Here is an 18,735-nt window from a genome sequence, read left to right as displayed (position 1 = left end):
TTTAATCTCCACCTTTCAGTTCAAAGATTTTTTCGACGGGTTCACGAAAGACATGTGCTATTTTTAGTGCCAGAACGACCGACGGAGAGTAATCTCCACGCTCAATCAGGGCAATGGTTTGACGGGATGCACCAATGAGTTTGGCCAGTTCTGCTTGGGATAGCCGGTCTCTGGCTCGTAACTCCCGAACGTGATTGTGTAATTCTTCCACTTGCTCACCTCCATGAACCTAATGTATATGATATTTGACTAAATGTAAACTATAATATACAAAATGTTAAAGATAATTTACTTCTAAACGTTGATAATGGACATGAAAAAGAGAGCCTGCTGGGCTCTCTTGGATGATTATTTTGTTGCCGGAAAAGTTGCCGGAAAAGTGAAATCAAGATGCATCGGCACACGGCAGATGTTGATTCTGTTCCTCTGCCTTCCGAAATAACATTCGGAAAAAGATGAGCGCTCCAAGCCCCATCAGGACATACAGACCAGCCATCGCATAGGAGGGCAGAAAGGCTCCAATGGTTAACCCGAGACTGCCGAGGAGGGCAGCAACGTTGTAACTCAACCCGTCAGCAGCCATATAGGCAGCACGGTCCGAATCTGGAACCATGCCCGCGAGCATGACCTGACGAACAGGGGCGTACATCAATTCTCCAATGGTTAGCAATATAGCGGATGAGATGAGTAACCAGGCCCAGTTGCTGAAAGCCAGTACGGTGAAACCTGCGGTATAGAGGAGCATACCAACAGTCATAATAGATCGGGACTGGAAGCGACCTATCCATCTGGAGAATGGAATGGCAACCAAGGCGACCATTACGGTGTTGATGACCATGATCAGGCTGAACATATGCAGACCTGAGATATCTGAGCCGAGCAGTTGAGCGGTGAATTCATTTTTTAGACGAACAGCGATGTATTTATCCAATTGAAATTCCAGGGAGACTGCAAGTACAGTGGCCGTGAAAAATATCATGAAACGTTTGTCCTGAAAGACCGCCCAGTACGTTTTCAGTATGTTCCTCTGGATGGGAGCATCGCCATAACCTGATCCACGTTTATCCATTGTTTCGCGAATCATAAAGATCAAAATAAACAGGGTAGCTAGGCTTTCAAGGCATACCAGACTGAACAATAGGAAACGAAATGATTCGAAAAATAGCCCGCCCATCAGTGCACCAAAAGTTACAGCAACGTTTGTTGTCCAATATTGCAATCCATATACATAATGACGTTCATGTTCACTGCTCACGTCGACAATCATGGCATTAGCAATCGGCACGGTGATCCCTGAACTGAGACTGCTGAGCAGAAACATGAGACAAGTGACGAGGATCGAATCCATCCATGGTGAATTGGCGATGGTCAAACAAAGTAGAGCCACTACCTGCAGAGTTTGTGCAATCACCATTAACTTCTTCCGTCCAATTCGGTCAGACCAATATCCTGCCCATAATCCAACAATCATGGAAGCCACAATATTAACCGTCAGCAATAACCCCGCCAAACCTGCGCCAATCTGAATACTCAGATAGATCGCCATGAATGGAATGATGGACTTTTGGGTCAGATCGGTGAAAAAATCAGTAATGATACGTATCCTGATGTTAGGGTGCAGATCGGCGTATTTCATAAGTCGTTTTTCTTCCTTCCCACTGGTCATGTTGATGATACTGAGTATAATGGAGGAAAACCTGAAGAAAAACTGTAGAAGCATCCATAGAGATTTCGTATTTTAGCAGAAGGTAGGGCAAATATGGACGTATCAGAACATTACATTCAACTGCGATTAAACTTTCCACATGTACATGATGAACAAGAAGTGCATACAACGGTAGGGGAACTTGCCGATCTATTATGTTGTACCATGCGCAATATGAACCTCATTATGAACAAATTCAAGGAGAATGGATGGGTCAGCTGGAACCCGCAGCGCGGAAGAGGCAAAAAATCGATGCTGGTATTTTGTGTCCCGTTGCTTGAAGTGGCGCGTGAACGATTTGACCATCTCCTGGATGGGAACAGGATGGAGGACGCCTATGAACTGGCTGCCACCTTGCCAATTACGATGAGAGAACATCTGATACAACAAATGCAGCATCAATTCGGTCTGTATTCGAATAAAGGGGACAGAGGACGAGTGGATACATTGCGGATTCCACGGAATATCCCTTTTGAGACATTGGATCCCACGCAGACGGCCATGTGGGGAGAAGTTTTTATTGTTGCGGAGGTTTTTGATTGTTTGGTTCGCTATAATGCTGAACACCAGGTCTGTGAACCGAGTCTGGCTGTGGCATGGGAGAGTCATTCGGAGGGGAGGGAATGGACCTTTTATCTGCACAAAGGTATACCATTTCATCATGGCAGAATATTGGATGCAGAGGACGTGAAATTTACCTTTGATCGCATTATCTCTGACAATAGTAACCCGTGCAGGCCTCTGTTTGGATCTATTGAGCGCATAGAGACATTGGACGAATTGACTGTACGTTTTGTGTTAAACAAGCCAAACTTCATGTTCCCGGATCTGATGAGCAGTATGTCTGCATCGATCTTGCCTAGAGATGTGGAGATGAATCCGCTCCATCCGATTGGAACAGGACCTTATCGGTTGACGCGTCATGATTCCAAGTTGCTTGTGTTGGAAGTATTCCCTTCCTACTTCCGAGGCCGAGCCTATATTGACCGCGTTGAAATATGGCAACTTCCCCATTCTGGGAGGGTGGAGTCCGTCATCAAGCATAATATATTTCCGGATGCGGAGCCTCGTGCCGTGCAGCATGAGATGCAGGGTGGCATGTATATGACTTTTAATATGCAAAAGGAAGGGCCACAGCATGATGTGAATTTTCGCCGGGCTGTTCAACAGCTATTGAATGCGCAGGAGTTGTCGCAAGCGCTCGGAAGCACGAACACGCAGGCTGCCTATAGTCTGATTCGAGGACGAGTACAGCAACCTTTAAAGGTGGGTTCAGATCAAGGGGAGCCATGGAAACAGCAATCGGAACAACCGGATGGTTTGGTCACACCTGTACCTGAACTTTCCGTGGAGACCTCACTGGCGCGGGCCTCAGCATTATTGCGTCATAGCTCTTATCAAGGGCAGAGTTTAAGTCTGTGGGTGGAAGAAGGCGAGAAGCTGGAGGCTGATATGGTCTGGTTTGCAGAGAGAAGTAGACAGATTGGCCTACATATCAACATTATGCAGGGAGATCCGATCCATGCCGTCTATCAAGATGGGTTCGGGGATTGTGATCTGATCTATACAGGAGAAATCTTCAATGATCATGTCGTGCTGAGTCTCGTGACGATGTACACCTTCCAGAACACGTTATTCCTGATTGCGATGAATGATCACTGGAGACATGAAATGGAACAGGAATGTGGACGAGTGGTCATGATCCCGGAACCTGCGGAGCGGTTGAATAGATTGATTCGGCTAGAAGATCGACTGATTCAGGAGGCGTTGCTTCTGCCCACATACAGCTTCAAGGAAGAACACGCCCATCATGATTCGCTGCGAGATTATCGTCTTGCGGGGTATGGTCTGCCTGATCTGCGCAGATTGTGGGTGAGGAGAAGCCCTGGTGCCGAGGAAGAGGATACGAGTTATCCGGTGTATATTCCGTTGTGGTAGGATTATGCGAGCGTAGCAATGCCGTATTAACGGACTTCACCGATTGCTTGTCAAACTAGTCCGCATATATCGAACAAGTCCCTCATAACATGTACTAATCAAGTAGGGGTTCTGCTGCAAGCACAATCCTGAAGTGAAAACATGTGCTAAAGGGGATGATGTCATGCGCCGAATATCATGGATGCTTGCCATGGTATTGGTCTTATCGGTCTTGCTTGCCGCCTGCGGGAAGAAGGATGCGGCAGCTGTGGTCAAAGATCTGAACGAAGTCGTAGGAGAAATGGAAAGTTACCAGGGGGCAGGCGTGATGACGCTGCATACCGGAGATACGCCGCAGCAGTACAAGGTCGAGGTATGGCATCAGAAGCCTTCCTATTATCGTATTGCGTTAACGAATGCAAAAAAGGATGTAACACAGATTGTACTGCGTAACGATGAAGGCGTGTTTGTTTTGACGCCGAGCCAGAACAAAAGCTTCCGTTTTCAGAGCAATTGGCCAGATAATCAGGGGCAGGTATATCTCTATGAAACATTGATTCGGAGCATTACGGGGGATACAACCCGTCAGTTTGCGGATGAGAAGGAGAGCTATGTTTTTGATGTAGCTGCCAATTATAATACACACGCACTTGTCAGACAGAAAATTTGGCTGAACAAAAGTGATTATGCACCTAAACAGGTGGAGGTATCCGACTCCAATGCCAATGTTGTGGTTGATGTGAAATTTGACTCCTTCAAATTCGGGACTGAATTTGAAAAAGATGCCTTTGACATGCAACGTAACATGACAGCCGCTACAGAAGAAGGCGGCCAAACAGGAACGGACTCCGGTGCGACTCCTGCGGAGCAAACCGGGAATGAGGGCGGTAAAGAACCTGCCAATCCTCAGACTGCGCCTGAACCTGACGGAGCTGTCACTGATGGACAGACCGGTGTGAGTGGTGACACAGAGCAGCAAGGTACAGAGGGTGCTGCAACAGGTCAGGAAGGCGAAGAACCAACGCTTGCAGAGCCGGAAGGTGCAGACAGCTTTGGTGTGATTCAGCCGACGTATGCGCCGGAAGGAGTCCAGCTTAAGGATGATCAGATTTTGGAGGAAGCAGGAGACTATTCCGTCATGCTTCGTTATGAAGGAACATACAATTACACAATTTTCGAAGCCAGACCACAGGATCGAGCTGTGTCGCTTGCCCCATCCCGTGTACTGGATCTGGGATTCACACTGGGCATGGTCAGCGGAGATGCACTGCAGACACTGACATGGACGACAGATGGCATAGAATATCGGATCACCAGTGCCGATCTGCCTGATAACGAAATGGTACGCATTGCAACATCCATGCAGGAAGAGTCAGGCAAATGATTTTTGAACAAATGAACGAATAGCAGCATAAACATAAGGAATGCTAAGAAGCATCGGAGACCCGTTCTCCGGTGCTTTGCTTTGATGTAAGACAGGTATTCATCTGGCGCCGTTTTTCTTACCAGATACACTCAATAATGCAAAACGCGCTTCTACGCAGAAGGAACCGGGTAAATAATCGATATAAGCAGATTTTGCTGGGGTAAGAAGTGGAATTTTGCCCTGTCAATCTCGCTTATTGGTCTTCTTCTCTGTTCGCAGTTGTTCTTCAAACGGCGCACCTTACATCTGTTTTTGAATGCGAAACTTCGGTTCATTTGACAGTCACATGCTGGAGCATTACGATGGAGTCTGACGTGAGCCGGATTAAGATGATTAGAGAAGGTGACTTAACGTGCAAGGACAATATCGGCCGACCCAAGCGGAGATCAATTTGGATCATTTGTGTACTAACGTAGAAGCTTTCCGCGAGGCATTGCCTCAGGGCATGAAATTCCTCGCCTGTGTGAAGGCCAATGCCTATGGACACGGAGCGGTGGAGACGGCTAGAGAACTGGAACGAGTGGGTGTGGATTACTTAAGTGTGGCTTTTCTTGACGAAGCTCTGGAACTGCGACAACATGGGATTACGATTCCAATCCTGGTACTGGGTTATACGCCGCCTGAAGGGATCGCTGTTGCATGGCAACATGATGTGACCGTCACACTGTTCAGCAGGGGAGTGCTTGACGCCATTCGACATCTGGATGCGAGCACATTCGCTAACAAACTGAAGGTTCATATTAAAATCGACAGCGGCATGGGCCGATTAGGTCTCTTGCCTGGCGATGAGGCATTGGCTTTCATTCAGGAAGTAGCTTCGCTCAATCAGGTGATGCTGGAAGGCATGTTTACCCATTTTGCCAGAGCAGATGAAGAAGACAAAACCTATACACTGGAGCAGTATAGACGGTTCCAAAGCGTGGTTCATGCGCTCAGGGATCAGGGATGTTTCATCCCGATTATACATACGGCGAACAGCGCCGCTGCCATTGATACACCGGAATTGTCCTTTGACATGGTACGTGTGGGAATAAGCCTGTACGGACTGTATCCTTCGGCTGAGGTGAATCATCAGGTGGTGAAGCTGTCCCCGGTATTGACGCTGAAGACAAAAGCGGTTCTGGTCAAAACACTGCCGCCCCATTGGGGGATCAGTTACGGAACCCGTTATTTTACGCAAGGTTACGAACGAATAGCGACCCTGCCGATCGGATATGCAGACGGATTCTCCAGAATGCTGACAGGTAAAGCAGAAGTGCTTGTACGCGGACGCCGCGTCCCTGTCGTCGGTACAATCTGCATGGATCAGTGTATGGTGTCGTTACAATCTTTCGCGGAAGAGGCGGAAGAAATTCAAGTCGGCGAAGAGGTTGTCCTCATCGGTCATCAGTCTGGTGGTGTAATAACCGCAGACGAGGTGGCATCCCAACTCGGTACGATTGCTTATGAAGTGATCTGCATGATGGCGCACCGCATTCCACGGGTATATGCTCGCGGAGGAGCAGTAGTCGCCAGAATCAATCCACTTTTGACATCCTGATAGGTAAACTGGACGTCATTACCAATAAACTTTTTTTCAGAACAGAAGGAAAACTGTCGGAGCATCTCGAATTATGTATGACGGTAAGGATTTAATTCCTGAATTGAGATGTTTGGTCTGTACGAATATTGTTCCCCGTGTTTATAATGGAGTACAGCATACTTGATATACTCGGGGCATATATATTCCTTTGTATAAAAGTTCTGGAAAAACGTAATACTGGTTCACAATGGCGAAAGGTTTGTGGGGGTGGAAGAAAGGTGGCCAACTTGCAGAACACCAAGCGGATCATGATCAGTTTACCTGATTATCTTTTGCAGGAAGTGGATGGCATCGTAGCGCTGGAGAATTCCAACCGCAGCGAATTGATTAGGCAGGCTATGAAGCTGTATTTAACGGAGCGTAAGAAACGTTACATCCGTGAAACGATGCAGCGAGGGTACATGGAGATGGCAAAAATTAATCTGACCATGGCATCCGAAGCCTTTCATGCGGAGGAAGATGCGGACAGCACTCTGGACCGCTTAGTTAGCGGGGTGTAGACATTGATCGTAAAACGTGGTGACGTTTTTTTTGCGGATCTTTCTCCCGTTGTCGGTTCCGAGCAAGGTGGAGTCAGGCCGGTTCTGGTGATCCAGAATGATATCGGCAACCGGTTCAGTCCAACTTGTATTGTGGCGGCTATCACCGCCCAAATCCAGAAGGCAAAGCTGCCAACGCATGTTGAAATTGATGCGGCGGCACACGGCTTTGACCGGGACTCGGTTATTTTGCTCGAACAAATACGGACGATTGATAAACAGAGGCTGACTGACAAGATTACCCATCTGGACGAGGAGACCATGAAACTGGTCAACGAAGCCTTACAGATCAGCCTTGGTTTAATCGATTTTTAAGGCAGCAACCAGCGTCTTGTACGCTGTCCTGCCGTCCGTTGGCAATGGATGTTCCTGTAAGGGAACACACTGAATTCAGACTGTAACCAAAAGAGCGTATGACATCCTTCGGGCTGTTATGCGCTCTTTTGATTAAAGCTTGATGAAAGCGTAGAACATTGGCGATCTTTTCGCTATAATGAAACCTGAGAAACCGTTTACCCGAAAGACCTATATATAGAGGTGGAGGAGACATATGAGCATTTACATCAATCAGGAGAAACTTCAATTTCATTTACAGACCCGTGAGGCCAGTTACGTATTTCAGGTACTGCCTTCAGGATATTTGGTGCATTTGTATTATGGCAAAAAATTACGCGACACCGATCTGAGTTGGTTGCATGTACGGACAGAACGAGCGTCCTTTAGCCCTAACCCGGTGCCAGAGGATCGTACGATCTCATTTGATACTTTGCCGGTGGAATTGCCAGTGTATGGCACGAGTGATTTCCGTAATCCGGCAATCCAATTGGAACTTGAGAATGGCTCAATGGTTTCGGAGTTTACGTATACAGGCCATCGATTGGTCAAAGGAAAGACAGCGCTTACTGGTTTGCCAGCAACGTATGTTGAGTCCGATGAAGAAGCAGAGACGCTGGTTATTGAGTTGGAAGACCGCGTTGCGGGTATCAAAATCGAGCTTTCTTATACAGCCTTTACGGCATTTAATGCGATTACACGCTCCATGCGTATCGTTAATGAGAGCGCTACCTCAGTGAATGTGGTGCGTGCGCTCAGTTCATCTGTTGATTTTCCGCATGCAGATTATGAATTGTTGCAATTGTCAGGTGCATGGACAAGGGAACGTGATATCGTTCGCAGACCGCTTGCGTCAGGCCTGCAAGGGATTGAGAGCCGTCGCGGTTCAAGCAGTCACCAGCAGAATCCATTTATTGCGCTGATGACACCAGGCACGGATGAAGACCAAGGTGAAGTTTATGGATTCAGTCTCGTCTATAGTGGCAGCTTCACTGCACAGGCTGAAGTGGATCAGTTCCACACCACACGTGTATCGCTCGGGATCAATCCGTTCGAGTTCAGCTGGAAGCTGGAGCCGCAAGAAGCGTTCCAGACACCTGAGACGGTTATGGTTTACTCGGCTGCAGGTTTGGACGGCATGTCTCAGTCCTACCACGAATTGTATCGGGAGCGTCTGGCGCGTGGTAAGTTCCGTAATGCGGAACGTCCGGTTCTGGTCAATAACTGGGAAGCAACCTATTTTGGATTCAATGCAGACAAGATTGAGCAGATCGCTCGTGCTGGACAGAAGCTGGGTATTGAGCTGTTTGTCTTGGATGATGGCTGGTTTGGACATCGGGACAGTGACAACTCTTCGCTGGGCGACTGGATTGTAGATAAGAACAAATTGCCACAGGGACTGGATGATCTGGCTAACCGCGTAACAGGTCTGGATATGCAGTTCGGATTGTGGTTTGAGCCTGAGATGATCTCACCAGACAGTGAGCTGTACCGAGCGCACCCGGACTGGTGTCTGCATGTGCCTGATCGTCGCCGGACAGAAGGACGTCAACAATTGGTACTCGACTTCTCTCGTCAGGATGTACGTGATGAGATTGTGCGCATGTTAACAGACGTACTTGGTTCTGCACCAATTACTTATGTGAAATGGGACATGAACCGGAATATGACGGAAGTGGGTTCCGCGTTGCTTCCGGCAGACAGACAGCGTGAGACCGCGCATCGTTACATGCTGGGGTTGTATGACGTGATGGAACGAATCACTTCGGCGTTCCCGAACATTCTGTTCGAGAGTTGTTCAGGTGGTGGTGGCCGCTTCGATCCAGGTATGCTGTATTACATGCCACAGACGTGGACAAGTGATAACACGGATGCCATATCCCGCCTGCGGATTCAATACGGTACGAGTCTTGTGTACCCGGTAAGTTCGATGGGGTCGCATATCTCAGCGGTACCGAATCATCAGGTCAACCGGATCACTTCGCTTGAGATTCGGGGACATGTTGCGATGTCGGGCAACTTCGGGTACGAGCTGGACCTGACAAAATTCACGGAGGAAGAGAACGACATCGTGAAAGCCCAGGTTGAGCTGTACAAAGAGATCCGTGGAACGGTTCAATATGGAACATTCCGCCGTTTGCTCAGTCCGTTTGAAGGCAATGAGACAGCGTGGATGTTTATTGCACCGGACGGAAGCGAAGCTGTTGTATTCTACTTCCGCGTGCTCTCTGAGCCTAATGCACCACTTCAGCGCCTGAAGCTGAAAGGATTGGACCCTAATGCGGATTACCGTCTGAAAGGCGGATCAGAGACCTTTACCGGCGATGCCCTCATGTATGGCGGTATTTCAGTAGGCAGCACATCAGGAGACTATCTGAGCGAACTGTTCCGCTTTGAACGCGTCTAGACTGCAGTTGCATATAAAGTTTTAAAAAAGGGAGGACCGAGGAGCGTCGTGATGACGTTTTTCGGTCTTTTTTTGACGTAATGGGGAAGGCTGGAGGATGACATCATTCTGTCAGAACTTGTATGCTTGCGGATTGATGGAAATCTGGACGTGATTCTGTGATAATATAGGGTAGAGTGGAAGAAACAAATGGTTCAACTATACTGTAATTACAGCAGCAAAGCTGCCCTGAAATGATTGTAACGAACGATTCAGGAAGGAAAGAGGGATTTATTTTGTCTGAACAGGAAACGGTTCTGGAACCCAATGAAGAAACAATAAAGGCAGAACGCCATGAACGAATCATCAAACAGGTAGCCAAGGAACTGTCACTGTCCTTGAAGCAGGTCCGCACAACGTCGGAGCTTCTGGACGAAGGCAATACGATTCCATTTATCGCCCGCTACCGTAAAGAAATGACTGGAGAGCTGGATGAGAACCAGCTGCGATCGATTGAAGAACGCATTGTTTATCTGCGCAATCTTGAGGATCGCAAATTGGAAGTCATCCGTATTATAGAGGAACAGGGCAAACTGACCGGAGAACTGAAGCAATCCATTACGCAAGCTGTGAAGCTGCAGGAAGTGGAAGATCTGTATCGACCTTACCGTCAGAAGCGTAAAACACGTGCCAGTGTGGCCAAGGAAAAAGGTCTTGAGCCCCTTGCTGTATGGATCTGGGGTCAACCGAAACAAGGAGATGTACTCCAGGAAGCTGCGAAATATATCAATGCTGAACTGGGTGTAGAAGATGCGGAGTCGGCGCTTCAGGGAGCCAAAGACATTCTCGCGGAGAATATCGCAGACGATGCTGCCATTCGTGCCTGGATTCGTCGGTACACCTTGGATCACGGGATGCTGACTTCAGAAGCGAAGGATGCTCAAGAGGAGTCCGTGTACGAGAATTATTATGATTACCGCGAACTAGCCAAAAAGATGCCCCCACACCGTATTCTTGCAATTAATCGCGGTGAACGTGAGAGTATTCTGAAAGTCGGCCTGGACGTACAGGCAGAACCGGCCCATCGCTATATGGAAGGACAGATCATTCGTGGTGCTTCTGCCGTGCAGGATATCCTGCGTGATGTGATTGAAGATGCTTACAAGCGGCTGATTGCGCCTTCCATTGAGCGAGAAGTTCGGGGAGAACTTACGGAAAAAGGTGAAAATCAGGCCATATCGGTATTCTCGGCCAATCTGCGTAACCTGTTGCTTCAACCGCCGATTCATGGCAAACGTGTGCTGGGTGTCGATCCTGCCTATCGTACCGGTTGTAAACTGGCTGTAGTAGATGATACGGGCAAGCTGCTTGAAGTGGCTGTGACCTACCCAACGCCACCACACAACAAGAAACGTGAAGCTGCGGAAGTATTCCATCGGATGATCAAGCAATATGATATCGGACTGATCGTCATTGGTAATGGTACCGGATCACGTGAGACCGAGCAGTTTGTTGCCGAGATCATTCAGGAGAACGGTGATGAAAGTCTTGTGTATCTGATTGTTAACGAAGCAGGCGCGAGTGTATATTCTGCATCCAAGCTGGCCCAGGAAGAGTTCCCGGATCTGGATGTTGCGGAGCGCAGTGCAGCTTCCATTGCACGCCGGGTACAAGACCCGCTGGCGGAGTTGGTTAAGATTGATCCAAAAGCCATTGGCGTGGGTCAATATCAGCATGACGTCTCCCAGAAGATTCTCGAAGAAAGCCTGAAGGCTGTCGTGGAATCCGCAGTTAACCATGTGGGTGTGGACGTGAATACGGCATCACCTTCCTTGCTGTCATATGTTGCAGGAGTTAACGCTACGATTGCCAAAAACATCGTGAAGTACCGTGAAGAAAATGGCCGGTTTACGAACCGCCGTCAGCTTCAGAAGGTGCCACGTCTGGGTGCCAAAACCTATGAACAGTGCGTAGGATTTATGCGTATTGGTGAGGGAGAGAACCCGCTGGACCGTACACCTATTCATCCTGAGTCTTACAAGGTAGTGGATCAGCTGTTCAAGGAGCTTCAGGTTGCACTGGACAAGCTAGGCAGCAAGGAACTGTCGGTATTACTGTCAGAGCAACAGCCAGAACAATTGGCTGTGAAACTGGACGTAGGTGTGCCTACATTGCGTGACATTTTGGACAGCTTGCAGCGTCCGGGTCGTGACCCGCGTGAAGAAATGCCGTTGCCAATCTTCCGTACAGATGTATTGAAAATTGAGGATCTGGTGGAAGGCATGGAGCTGCAAGGTACGGTTCGGAACGTTATTGATTTTGGTGCTTTTGTTGATATTGGGATCAAGAGTGATGGGCTTGTCCATATTTCACAGCTCAGCAACGGGTATGTTAAACACCCGATGGATGTTGTATCTGTAGGTGATAATGTAACGGTCTGGGTTATGAATGTGGATACCAAAAAAGGCCGTGTCGGCCTTACGATGAAGAAGCCTGCTTCTGCGCAACAGTCTTCTTAAATAGTAGGAATGGAGAACAGCCTTCCCTAACCAGGAAGGCTGTTTGTTGTTGTCGACAGTAATGTTCCCGTTGTCCGTTCTAATTCCTTTAGTAAGTACGGTGGGAATAATGATGGCTTTTTCTTAAAGTGCTTGTTCAAAAGGCCATCCTTCGTAATCCAAAGCAGACTTTTATGAACAACCTCTTAAAGTTCGTTCTCCGCGCTGCGTGGTGTGCCATTTGCTGGTTTGTTACGATAAAAGAACCAGCATTCGTTCAGCAACTTGATTTGCCGGCTGTCCTTTTTGTGAAATGCACGCATCAGTTGATTGCAAAGCCATTGAGGCAAGGGTATCTCCTCCTCTTGCATAATTCATCTGTACGTTAGCATATGTGGCAATAGCCTGGACTGTGCGGGATAAGTGGAGGCCTCCGGCAAATCAATCTTGTTCACTCAAAAAAAAGCACAAATCCCAATTCAGGGAAATGTGCTTTTCGTTCTCATCATTATAAAATGATACCAGCGGTGAATTAGAGAGCTTCCATCTCTTCTTCATACCATTGTTCCAATTGGGCCTGAAGAGCTCGGATTTCGGTAAGCAGAGAAATCAAGGGATAATGGCTTTCACGTAATACTGCAAAAGATTCTTCAAGCGCATTGATATAATCAAGGCCACTGATGATAGTAAGATTTTCGTTTAGGAGATCGAGGCTGTCACATTCGGCGATCGCCCAAGGCAGGACAGGGACATCTGCTGCAGTGAGTTTATCAATTTCCTTGTGCAGGCGCAGGTTGAGCGCACTGAGTTGATAGGCGTAATCTGCGGGCATTTCCACGAACTGCAAGTGTTGTTCCTGCTGCAGGATGACATAGCGCATTGTAGGCATAACGAGTAATAATCTCCCCTCATACATTCTACTTGACAGTGTAGCCTACGCAACGGTTAAAATTCAAGTATTATACCGGAAAAACAAATGCTCCGAGGGGGTGCAAGGAGAGGATATCGATGGAAAATGAGGAATTGCAACAATGGATTGAACAGGTATCACTGGATCATTTCGGAGTGCCGTTCACCCATGAAGCGTTGTTTAACAGTCGCCTGACCACGACGGGGGGGCGTTATATGCTCAAAAGTCACCGGATTGAGATCAATCCGCATCAACTCGAAGCCTATGGGCGAGATGAAGTTGAGAAAATCATCAAACATGAGCTGTGTCACTATCATCTGCATATTCGTGGGCGCAGCTATCAGCATCGTGACCCGGAATTCAAGGCTTTATTGCAGAAGGTAGGTGGCTCGCGTTACTGCCAATCACTTCCTGACGGTAAAGGCAGAAAGCCGCTGCCATATCGTTATAAGCTGGTGTGCAAGAGCTGTGGTACGGAATATTTGCGCAAACGGAAAATAGATCCGAAGCGTTACCGTTGTGGCCGTTGCGCGGGAAAACTGGGGCTTCAGAATATCTGATGTGCGTATCGTTCAATGTATTAAAGAAAGTGATGGAAGGGATGTTGACTTGGATTATTAATCATGATAGATTAGTCTTATTCAAGTTAATTTTCCCTGATAGCTCAGTTGGTAGAGCACTCGACTGTTAATCGAGTTGTCACAGGTTCGAGCCCTGTTCGGGGAGCCATTTCTTGGAGAGATACCCAAGTGGCTATAAGGGGACCCTCTGCTAAGGGGTTAGACTGCGTAAGCGGTGCGAGGGTTCGAATCCCTCTCTCTCCGTTCTGAATTAACTTCTCTGCAAAGGGATGAGAACCCTAAAGGTTCGTCGGAGCATAAGCTTCGTTAGCAATACTTCGCAGTCTCGAACGAAGTGAGAGTACCCCTCTTTCTCCGTTCTGATTGCACAAAAAATCCTCTTCACATTAGACCAGTTAACGGTCAGTGTGAAGGGGATTTTTTGCGTTTATTCATCTTTGGTTATCCCTTGTATACGCTTCTGCTTAAAGTGAAATGCTCAACACCTCGTATAAACCTTTCTTGCCTGCTTCCGTTACTTCGACAGAGCGACTTCCTGTTTTTTGACGAATCCAGTCCAGTTCCGCTAACCGATGTCTGAGTTGTTCCCCGAGCATACCTGAGAGATGATGACGGCGTTCGCTCCAATCCAGACATTTGCGAGCGATGGCCCGGCGTGATCCCGGCTTCATCTGAAGTTCAATTCCAAACGTAGTGAACCACTGTATTCCTTTCTCTGTAACTTGATAATCCTTGCTGTGTGCCTCTTCGGACTCTGCAAGATACCCCTTCTGTATTAAGGCTTCACAGAGCGAGATTCCCAATTTCCCGGCCAGATGACCATAACAGGTCCGTGCATGACTCAGTTGTTGAAGCTGATCGAATTGTTTGAGAGAGCGGATCTGTACAGGCGGAGCAATACTGGCCATGCTTTCAATCAGATTAGCAATTTCTTTGTTTGCAAGACGGTAGTATCGGTGGCGCCCTTGTTGTTCAACTTCGAGTAATCCTCCCTCTACGAGTTTAGCTAGATGGCTGCTTGCCGTCTGGGGAGTGACACTTGCCATATGAGCAAGCTCTCCTGCAGGCAACGCACGGCCATCCAGTAAGGATGACAGAAAAATAGCGCGGCTTGGATCAGCGATTAACGACGCAATAACAGTAATATTCGGATATACATTCATACTTCGATCATATCTGAACTATTACTGTATTACAATCGAGTTGTATCGTCCCATATGGGTCAGATTGAGCTTATAAAGCATTGGAATGGGAAGAGGAGAGGTACAGGATGAAAAAGATAACGAAACAGGACTCTGCTACAGAGCAGTTGTCCGCGAGTCCAGAAGTGATTCAACATGAGATGATTAATCCCAGTATTTTATATTATGGTACGCCTGTAGTGCTGCTAAGCACTTTAAATGAGGATGGATCAACCAACCTGTCACCATTATCCTCGTCTTGGGCACTGGGGGATTGTCTGGTTCTCGGTCTAGGTACACAGGGCAAAGCCTATGAAAATCTGAGTCGACACCCGGAGTGTGTAATTAATCTGCCGGATGCGACCATGTGGAAACAGGTTGAGGCATTGGGTCGTTATACGGGAGTCACACCGGTTCCTGAGGAGAAAAGGAAGATGGGCTATGAATATTGTCATGATAAATTCACTGTAGCTGGACTGACATCTGAATCATCGGTTCAGGTGGCACCAGATAAAATAGTGGAATGTCCGCTCCAGATTGAAGCGGCTGTACAACACATACGTATTCCCGAACATACACCGTTTATGGTGATTGTCGAAGTGAAAGCGTTGAAGGTGCACGCGCACACAAGACTAATTTCTGGACCGAACAAGATTAATCCAGAAGAATGGCATCCGCTGATATATAATTTCAGACATTATTTCGGATTGGGCAAGAGACAAGGGGGAAATTTCCGGGCAGAGAAATTGACCTGAGTAGAGGCTTTTTATTATATAAGATGAATTAATCATTTACACGACAACGGAGAGGACAGAAACAAACTGAAAAAGCGAAGCGCTCGCCCAAAAGCTTTCTGAAAGAAAGCTACATCGGAAGCATACGCTATCACCGGATTTTCCCTTGAGAAAAGGGAATCGAAAAAATCTGGGGATAACAGCGATTGGAAGGTTGTTCTGTCATCGTAGTGCAGTGTAAATAATCTTTAGTTCAACTTATATAGTCATGTAAAGATTGGGTAATAGTAAAGATAGACTCATGTAAGCATATACATAATGAAAGAGGTGATGTGCATGGAAATGGAATATTTGATGCGTGTACTCATAGCTGGAATATGTGGTGTGCTAATTGGGTATGAGCGCAAAAACCGAATGAAAGAAGCGGGAATCCGTACTCATTTTGTGGTCGCCGTCGGTGCTGCCCTGATGATGATTGTATCGAAATACGGATTCCAAGATCAGGCTGGCTGGGACAATCTGTCTCTTGATCCATCGAGGATCGCAGCACAGGTGGTAAGCGGTGTAGGTTTCATTGGAGCAGGCATGATCTTCACGCAGCGTCACACGGTCAGAGGATTGACCACAGCAGCTGGTATATGGGCTACCGCAGGCATGGGACTTGCTGTGGGTTCAGGTCTGTATTGGACGGGTGCGGGCGTGACACTGCTTATTGTCGTGGCACAGATGTTACTGCATAGACCCACACGCTGGCTGGTATCCGCCCGAACAGAGACGTTAACCATCCATCTGCAAAATGAGGGAGAGGCCCTGAAGACTGTTTTGGCACTGCTGGGACAGGAGAAGATATCAGTCATCGGATTTAAGACAGAACAGCAAACAAGCACAGACTCCGTGGCAGAGACCGTGCTTGAGTTCACGTTGCAACTACCGGGTTCATACCGGGGCGAGCAACTGATTATTTTGTTACAGGACGTGCCTCACGTTCGATCTGCGGAGTTAAAATGAAGAGAACCTGCATGGATCAACAGGCGACCATGCAGGTTCAGTGCTTAATTCAGTATGGGTTCAATTACTGACCTTCTCCGACAATCGTTTCTGGACGGGACACCGGTTTACCTTCAAGCAGGCACTCAATGGCATAGGCAACACCGTGCTCCACATTGGTTAGCGTTATGGCTTTGGCTAATGCCTGGATTTCGGGTTCGCCATTACCCATGGCGATGCCGAGTCCTGCCATTTTTAACATGGAGACATCGTTGAAGTTATCACCGATCGCTACTGTATCCTCCATGGAGATGTTCAGGTGAGCCGCCAGTTTGGTGAGGGCATTACCTTTGGATACGTCCGGGTGCTGCATTTCGAAGTTATGCTCAAAGGATACAACCATAGCGACATCGGATCGGGAAGCGAAGTATTCTCGTCCTGTCTTTACTTTGTCCGGATTCATGGAGAAGGCCATAATATTATAGATGTAGGCTTCTGCCGGAATTTCCAGATGGCTGTTTACGCGGTGGTAGTCTTTTTTGTCATAGTGTTTCTTGATGGAGCGAATCATGCGTGCAATGTCCTCACCAGGGTTCGAACCCAGAACACGTTCCATCTCGGCGAGCAAGGTCTCATGACTGCTACGCGGGGCATAGATGCCTTGTTGCGTTGAAGCCTCATAATAGACATCATGATCTTCCAGCCACTGCATGACGGAAGCTGCTGTGTCACGCTCGAGCGGAAGATGGAATAAACGTTCACCGTCTGCATCATGAATTGTCGCTCCGTTGGAGCCGATAATCGGGGTTTTGATTCCGCCTTCGCGGCTGATGGTCACAACATCGGAATAGACACGTCCTGTTGCAATGGTAACTTTCATACCGGATTGCTGGGCCTTTTGGATGGCTGCGGCATTCTCCGGGCTAATCTGGCTATCTATGTTCAACAAAGTTCCATCTAAATCTGTGGCAAATAATTTCATATATTTACAACTCCTTATCATCTGTAGGTTCAGGAATGAGAATCTCAACCTGTTGTTCGGCTAGAAAAACAAGCCATTCTTTGGTTGGCCATTGATCCGTAATCAATACATCCACCAATGACCAGTCGGCAAAACGATAACCATAACGTCTATCAAACTTGGATTGATCTGCAAGAACAACAACTTTCTTGGCAGCTTTCATCATTTGGTGTTTAATCTTCCCTTCCTCTTCGGAAGCACTGAAGCCATCCATGGTGATTCCGCCAATTCCGATAAAGGCTTTATCTACATAATAGTGGGAGAGGGTCTCGATAACAGAGGTACCGTAGACATAACGTTGTTCCTTATCTACTTTGCCTCCGAGCAAACGAATCTGGACAGCAGTGTGATTGGAGAGAAGATCAGCGGAATGAATCGAATTGGTAATGACGGTACAGGATTTGCCGTTTAAGTTCTCGGCACAGGCCTGCACAGTCGTGGAAGAGTCCAGAATAATAATCTCGCCTTCCCTTACAATGGCCGCAGCGAGTTTGCCGATGGCCCTCTTTTCCTCAGATACATCGAGTAAACGGTCTTTGTAGGATCTGAATTCTTGCGGAGGAGGGGGGAGAATTGCGCCGCCACGGGTTCGGATAATAGCATCCTGTTCCTCAAGCTTAATCAGATCCCTGCGTGCAGTATCCCGTGAGACATCAAACAAGGCGACAATATCATCGGCTGAGATGCGATTGTGTTTGCGTAGATGTTCAACAATGAGCTGCATTCGTTCTTCTTGAAACAAACATGTCACCTCCGAGTGTATGGATGACCGTACTTATACTGATACTTTAATTATAAGTATTCTTAATGTGATTTGCAATATTATAAGTGAACGTAAGTTTTTATAAGTGTTTTGATGGATGGTTTACATTGTTCCTGCACGGGGATGACATTGGCATGAACGGAAGGTGGCTAATAACGGGGCTCTGAAGAAC

17 protein-coding genes and 2 tRNA genes are annotated in these 18,735 nt (G+C 47.5%); 12 read left to right on the top strand and 7 right to left on the bottom strand.

Annotated elements, in window-relative coordinates:
* Position 1: 1 nt before the first annotated feature.
* Both AC6CIF_RS10105 and AC6CIF_RS10100 read right to left on the bottom strand, forming a co-directional pair.
* A complete protein-coding gene (locus AC6CIF_RS10105) occupies positions 2-211 on the bottom strand; it encodes a helix-turn-helix transcriptional regulator (protein WP_017690042.1) in 210 nt (69 codons plus the stop codon).
* Positions 212-385: 174 nt separating this feature from the next.
* Positions 386-1,636 (bottom strand): MFS transporter, encoded by a 1,251-nt coding sequence (locus AC6CIF_RS10100; protein WP_498199415.1) that lies wholly within the window; start codon positions 1,634-1,636, stop codon positions 386-388.
* Positions 1,637-1,759: 123 nt separating this feature from the next.
* On the opposite strand from AC6CIF_RS10100, the gene AC6CIF_RS10095 reads away from it, so the two are divergent.
* The 7 genes from AC6CIF_RS10095 (at position 1,760) to AC6CIF_RS10065 (ending at position 12,407) form a co-directional block, all read left to right on the top strand.
* Positions 1,760-3,643, top strand: a complete 1,884-nt coding sequence (locus AC6CIF_RS10095; RefSeq protein WP_498199414.1) for an ABC transporter substrate-binding protein — start codon at positions 1,760-1,762, stop codon at positions 3,641-3,643.
* Between the two features lie 163 nt (positions 3,644-3,806).
* Entirely contained in the window at positions 3,807-5,006 is a 1,200-nt protein-coding gene (locus tag AC6CIF_RS10090) for an outer membrane lipoprotein-sorting protein (protein WP_498199413.1), read from the top strand.
* 394 nt (positions 5,007-5,400) lie between these two features.
* Complete coding sequence (alr, locus tag AC6CIF_RS10085) at positions 5,401-6,588, top strand: alanine racemase (RefSeq protein WP_498199412.1); 1,188 nt, start codon at positions 5,401-5,403, stop codon at positions 6,586-6,588.
* 260 nt (positions 6,589-6,848) lie between these two features.
* Positions 6,849-7,130, top strand: a complete 282-nt coding sequence (locus AC6CIF_RS10080) for a CopG family ribbon-helix-helix protein (RefSeq protein WP_017690037.1) — start codon at positions 6,849-6,851, stop codon at positions 7,128-7,130.
* Positions 7,131-7,133: 3 nt separating this feature from the next.
* Positions 7,134-7,484: a type II toxin-antitoxin system PemK/MazF family toxin gene (locus AC6CIF_RS10075; RefSeq protein ID WP_024630714.1), complete on the top strand. Its 351-nt coding sequence runs from the start codon at positions 7,134-7,136 to the stop codon at positions 7,482-7,484.
* 235 nt (positions 7,485-7,719) lie between these two features.
* Positions 7,720-9,909, top strand: a complete 2,190-nt coding sequence (locus tag AC6CIF_RS10070) for an alpha-galactosidase (RefSeq protein WP_498199409.1) — start codon at positions 7,720-7,722, stop codon at positions 9,907-9,909.
* A gap of 275 nt (positions 9,910-10,184) precedes the next feature.
* The gene (locus tag AC6CIF_RS10065) at positions 10,185-12,407 is read left to right on the top strand and encodes a Tex family protein (RefSeq protein ID WP_498199408.1); all 2,223 of its coding nucleotides are present in this window, start codon (positions 10,185-10,187) and stop codon (positions 12,405-12,407) included.
* Between the two features lie 185 nt (positions 12,408-12,592).
* On the opposite strand, the gene cmpA is transcribed toward AC6CIF_RS10065, so the two are convergent.
* Both cmpA and AC6CIF_RS10055 read right to left on the bottom strand, forming a co-directional pair.
* Positions 12,593-12,736: a cortex morphogenetic protein CmpA gene (gene cmpA / locus AC6CIF_RS10060; protein WP_017690033.1), complete on the bottom strand. Its 144-nt coding sequence runs from the start codon at positions 12,734-12,736 to the stop codon at positions 12,593-12,595.
* 182 nt (positions 12,737-12,918) lie between these two features.
* The gene (locus AC6CIF_RS10055; RefSeq protein ID WP_498199407.1) at positions 12,919-13,275 is read right to left on the bottom strand and encodes a hydrolase/acyltransferase; all 357 of its coding nucleotides are present in this window, start codon (positions 13,273-13,275) and stop codon (positions 12,919-12,921) included.
* A gap of 119 nt (positions 13,276-13,394) precedes the next feature.
* Here AC6CIF_RS10055 and AC6CIF_RS10050 point away from each other — a divergent pair, with 119 nt between their 5' ends.
* The 3 genes from AC6CIF_RS10050 to AC6CIF_RS10040 all read left to right on the top strand — a co-directional run bounded on the left by AC6CIF_RS10050 (position 13,395) and on the right by AC6CIF_RS10040 (position 14,120).
* Positions 13,395-13,856 (top strand): SprT family protein, encoded by a 462-nt coding sequence (locus AC6CIF_RS10050; RefSeq protein ID WP_498199406.1) that lies wholly within the window; start codon positions 13,395-13,397, stop codon positions 13,854-13,856.
* Positions 13,857-13,949: 93 nt separating this feature from the next.
* Positions 13,950-14,025 (top strand) — tRNA-Asn (locus AC6CIF_RS10045).
* A 6-nt stretch (positions 14,026-14,031) separates the two neighbouring features.
* Positions 14,032-14,120, top strand: a tRNA-Ser gene (locus AC6CIF_RS10040).
* A gap of 221 nt (positions 14,121-14,341) precedes the next feature.
* On the opposite strand, the gene AC6CIF_RS10035 is transcribed toward AC6CIF_RS10040, so the two are convergent.
* Positions 14,342-15,040: an ArsR/SmtB family transcription factor gene (locus AC6CIF_RS10035; protein WP_498199404.1), complete on the bottom strand. Its 699-nt coding sequence runs from the start codon at positions 15,038-15,040 to the stop codon at positions 14,342-14,344.
* A gap of 107 nt (positions 15,041-15,147) precedes the next feature.
* On the opposite strand from AC6CIF_RS10035, the gene AC6CIF_RS10030 reads away from it, so the two are divergent.
* Together AC6CIF_RS10030 and AC6CIF_RS10025 are read left to right on the top strand one after the other, a co-directional pair.
* Positions 15,148-15,813 carry a flavin reductase family protein gene (locus AC6CIF_RS10030; RefSeq protein WP_498199402.1) on the top strand — a complete coding sequence of 222 codons (666 nt, stop codon included), beginning with the start codon at positions 15,148-15,150 and terminating at the stop codon, positions 15,811-15,813.
* Between the two features lie 315 nt (positions 15,814-16,128).
* Positions 16,129-16,800 (top strand): MgtC/SapB family protein, encoded by a 672-nt coding sequence (locus AC6CIF_RS10025; protein ID WP_498199401.1) that lies wholly within the window; start codon positions 16,129-16,131, stop codon positions 16,798-16,800.
* Positions 16,801-16,864: 64 nt separating this feature from the next.
* Here the strand turns inward: AC6CIF_RS10025 and AC6CIF_RS10020 are convergent, their stop codons facing one another.
* Positions 16,865-17,761 carry a Cof-type HAD-IIB family hydrolase gene (locus tag AC6CIF_RS10020; protein ID WP_498199399.1) on the bottom strand — a complete coding sequence of 299 codons (897 nt, stop codon included), beginning with the start codon at positions 17,759-17,761 and terminating at the stop codon, positions 16,865-16,867.
* Between the two features lie 4 nt (positions 17,762-17,765).
* Positions 17,766-18,542, bottom strand: coding sequence for a DeoR/GlpR family DNA-binding transcription regulator (locus AC6CIF_RS10015; RefSeq protein WP_047842021.1), 777 nt, complete (start codon positions 18,540-18,542; stop codon positions 17,766-17,768).
* Positions 18,543-18,735 lie beyond the last annotated feature (193 nt).

It is taken from the genome of Paenibacillus sp. GQ49 (genome assembly GCF_059759055.1).
Note: the sequence above shows the minus strand (reverse complement) of the source record. Positions and strands in the feature narration are given on the sequence as shown.

What these genes read in the sequence shown, in the direction of transcription:
- AC6CIF_RS10100 (WP_498199415.1), bottom strand. Translation starts at nt 1,636, where the DNA reads ATGAAATACGCCGATCTGCACCCTAACATCAGGATACGTATCATTACT.
- AC6CIF_RS10095 (WP_498199414.1), top strand. Translation starts at nt 1,760, where the DNA reads ATGGACGTATCAGAACATTACATTCAACTGCGATTAAACTTTCCACAT.
- AC6CIF_RS10090 (WP_498199413.1), top strand. Translation starts at nt 3,807, where the DNA reads ATGCGCCGAATATCATGGATGCTTGCCATGGTATTGGTCTTATCGGTC.
- AC6CIF_RS10070 (WP_498199409.1), top strand. Translation starts at nt 7,720, where the DNA reads ATGAGCATTTACATCAATCAGGAGAAACTTCAATTTCATTTACAGACC.
- AC6CIF_RS10055 (WP_498199407.1), bottom strand. Translation starts at nt 13,275, where the DNA reads ATGCCTACAATGCGCTATGTCATCCTGCAGCAGGAACAACACTTGCAG.
- AC6CIF_RS10050 (WP_498199406.1), top strand. Translation starts at nt 13,395, where the DNA reads ATGGAAAATGAGGAATTGCAACAATGGATTGAACAGGTATCACTGGAT.
- AC6CIF_RS10035 (WP_498199404.1), bottom strand. Translation starts at nt 15,040, where the DNA reads ATGAATGTATATCCGAATATTACTGTTATTGCGTCGTTAATCGCTGAT.
- AC6CIF_RS10030 (WP_498199402.1), top strand. Translation starts at nt 15,148, where the DNA reads ATGAAAAAGATAACGAAACAGGACTCTGCTACAGAGCAGTTGTCCGCG.
- AC6CIF_RS10025 (WP_498199401.1), top strand. Translation starts at nt 16,129, where the DNA reads ATGGAAATGGAATATTTGATGCGTGTACTCATAGCTGGAATATGTGGT.
- AC6CIF_RS10020 (WP_498199399.1), bottom strand. Translation starts at nt 17,761, where the DNA reads ATGAAATTATTTGCCACAGATTTAGATGGAACTTTGTTGAACATAGAT.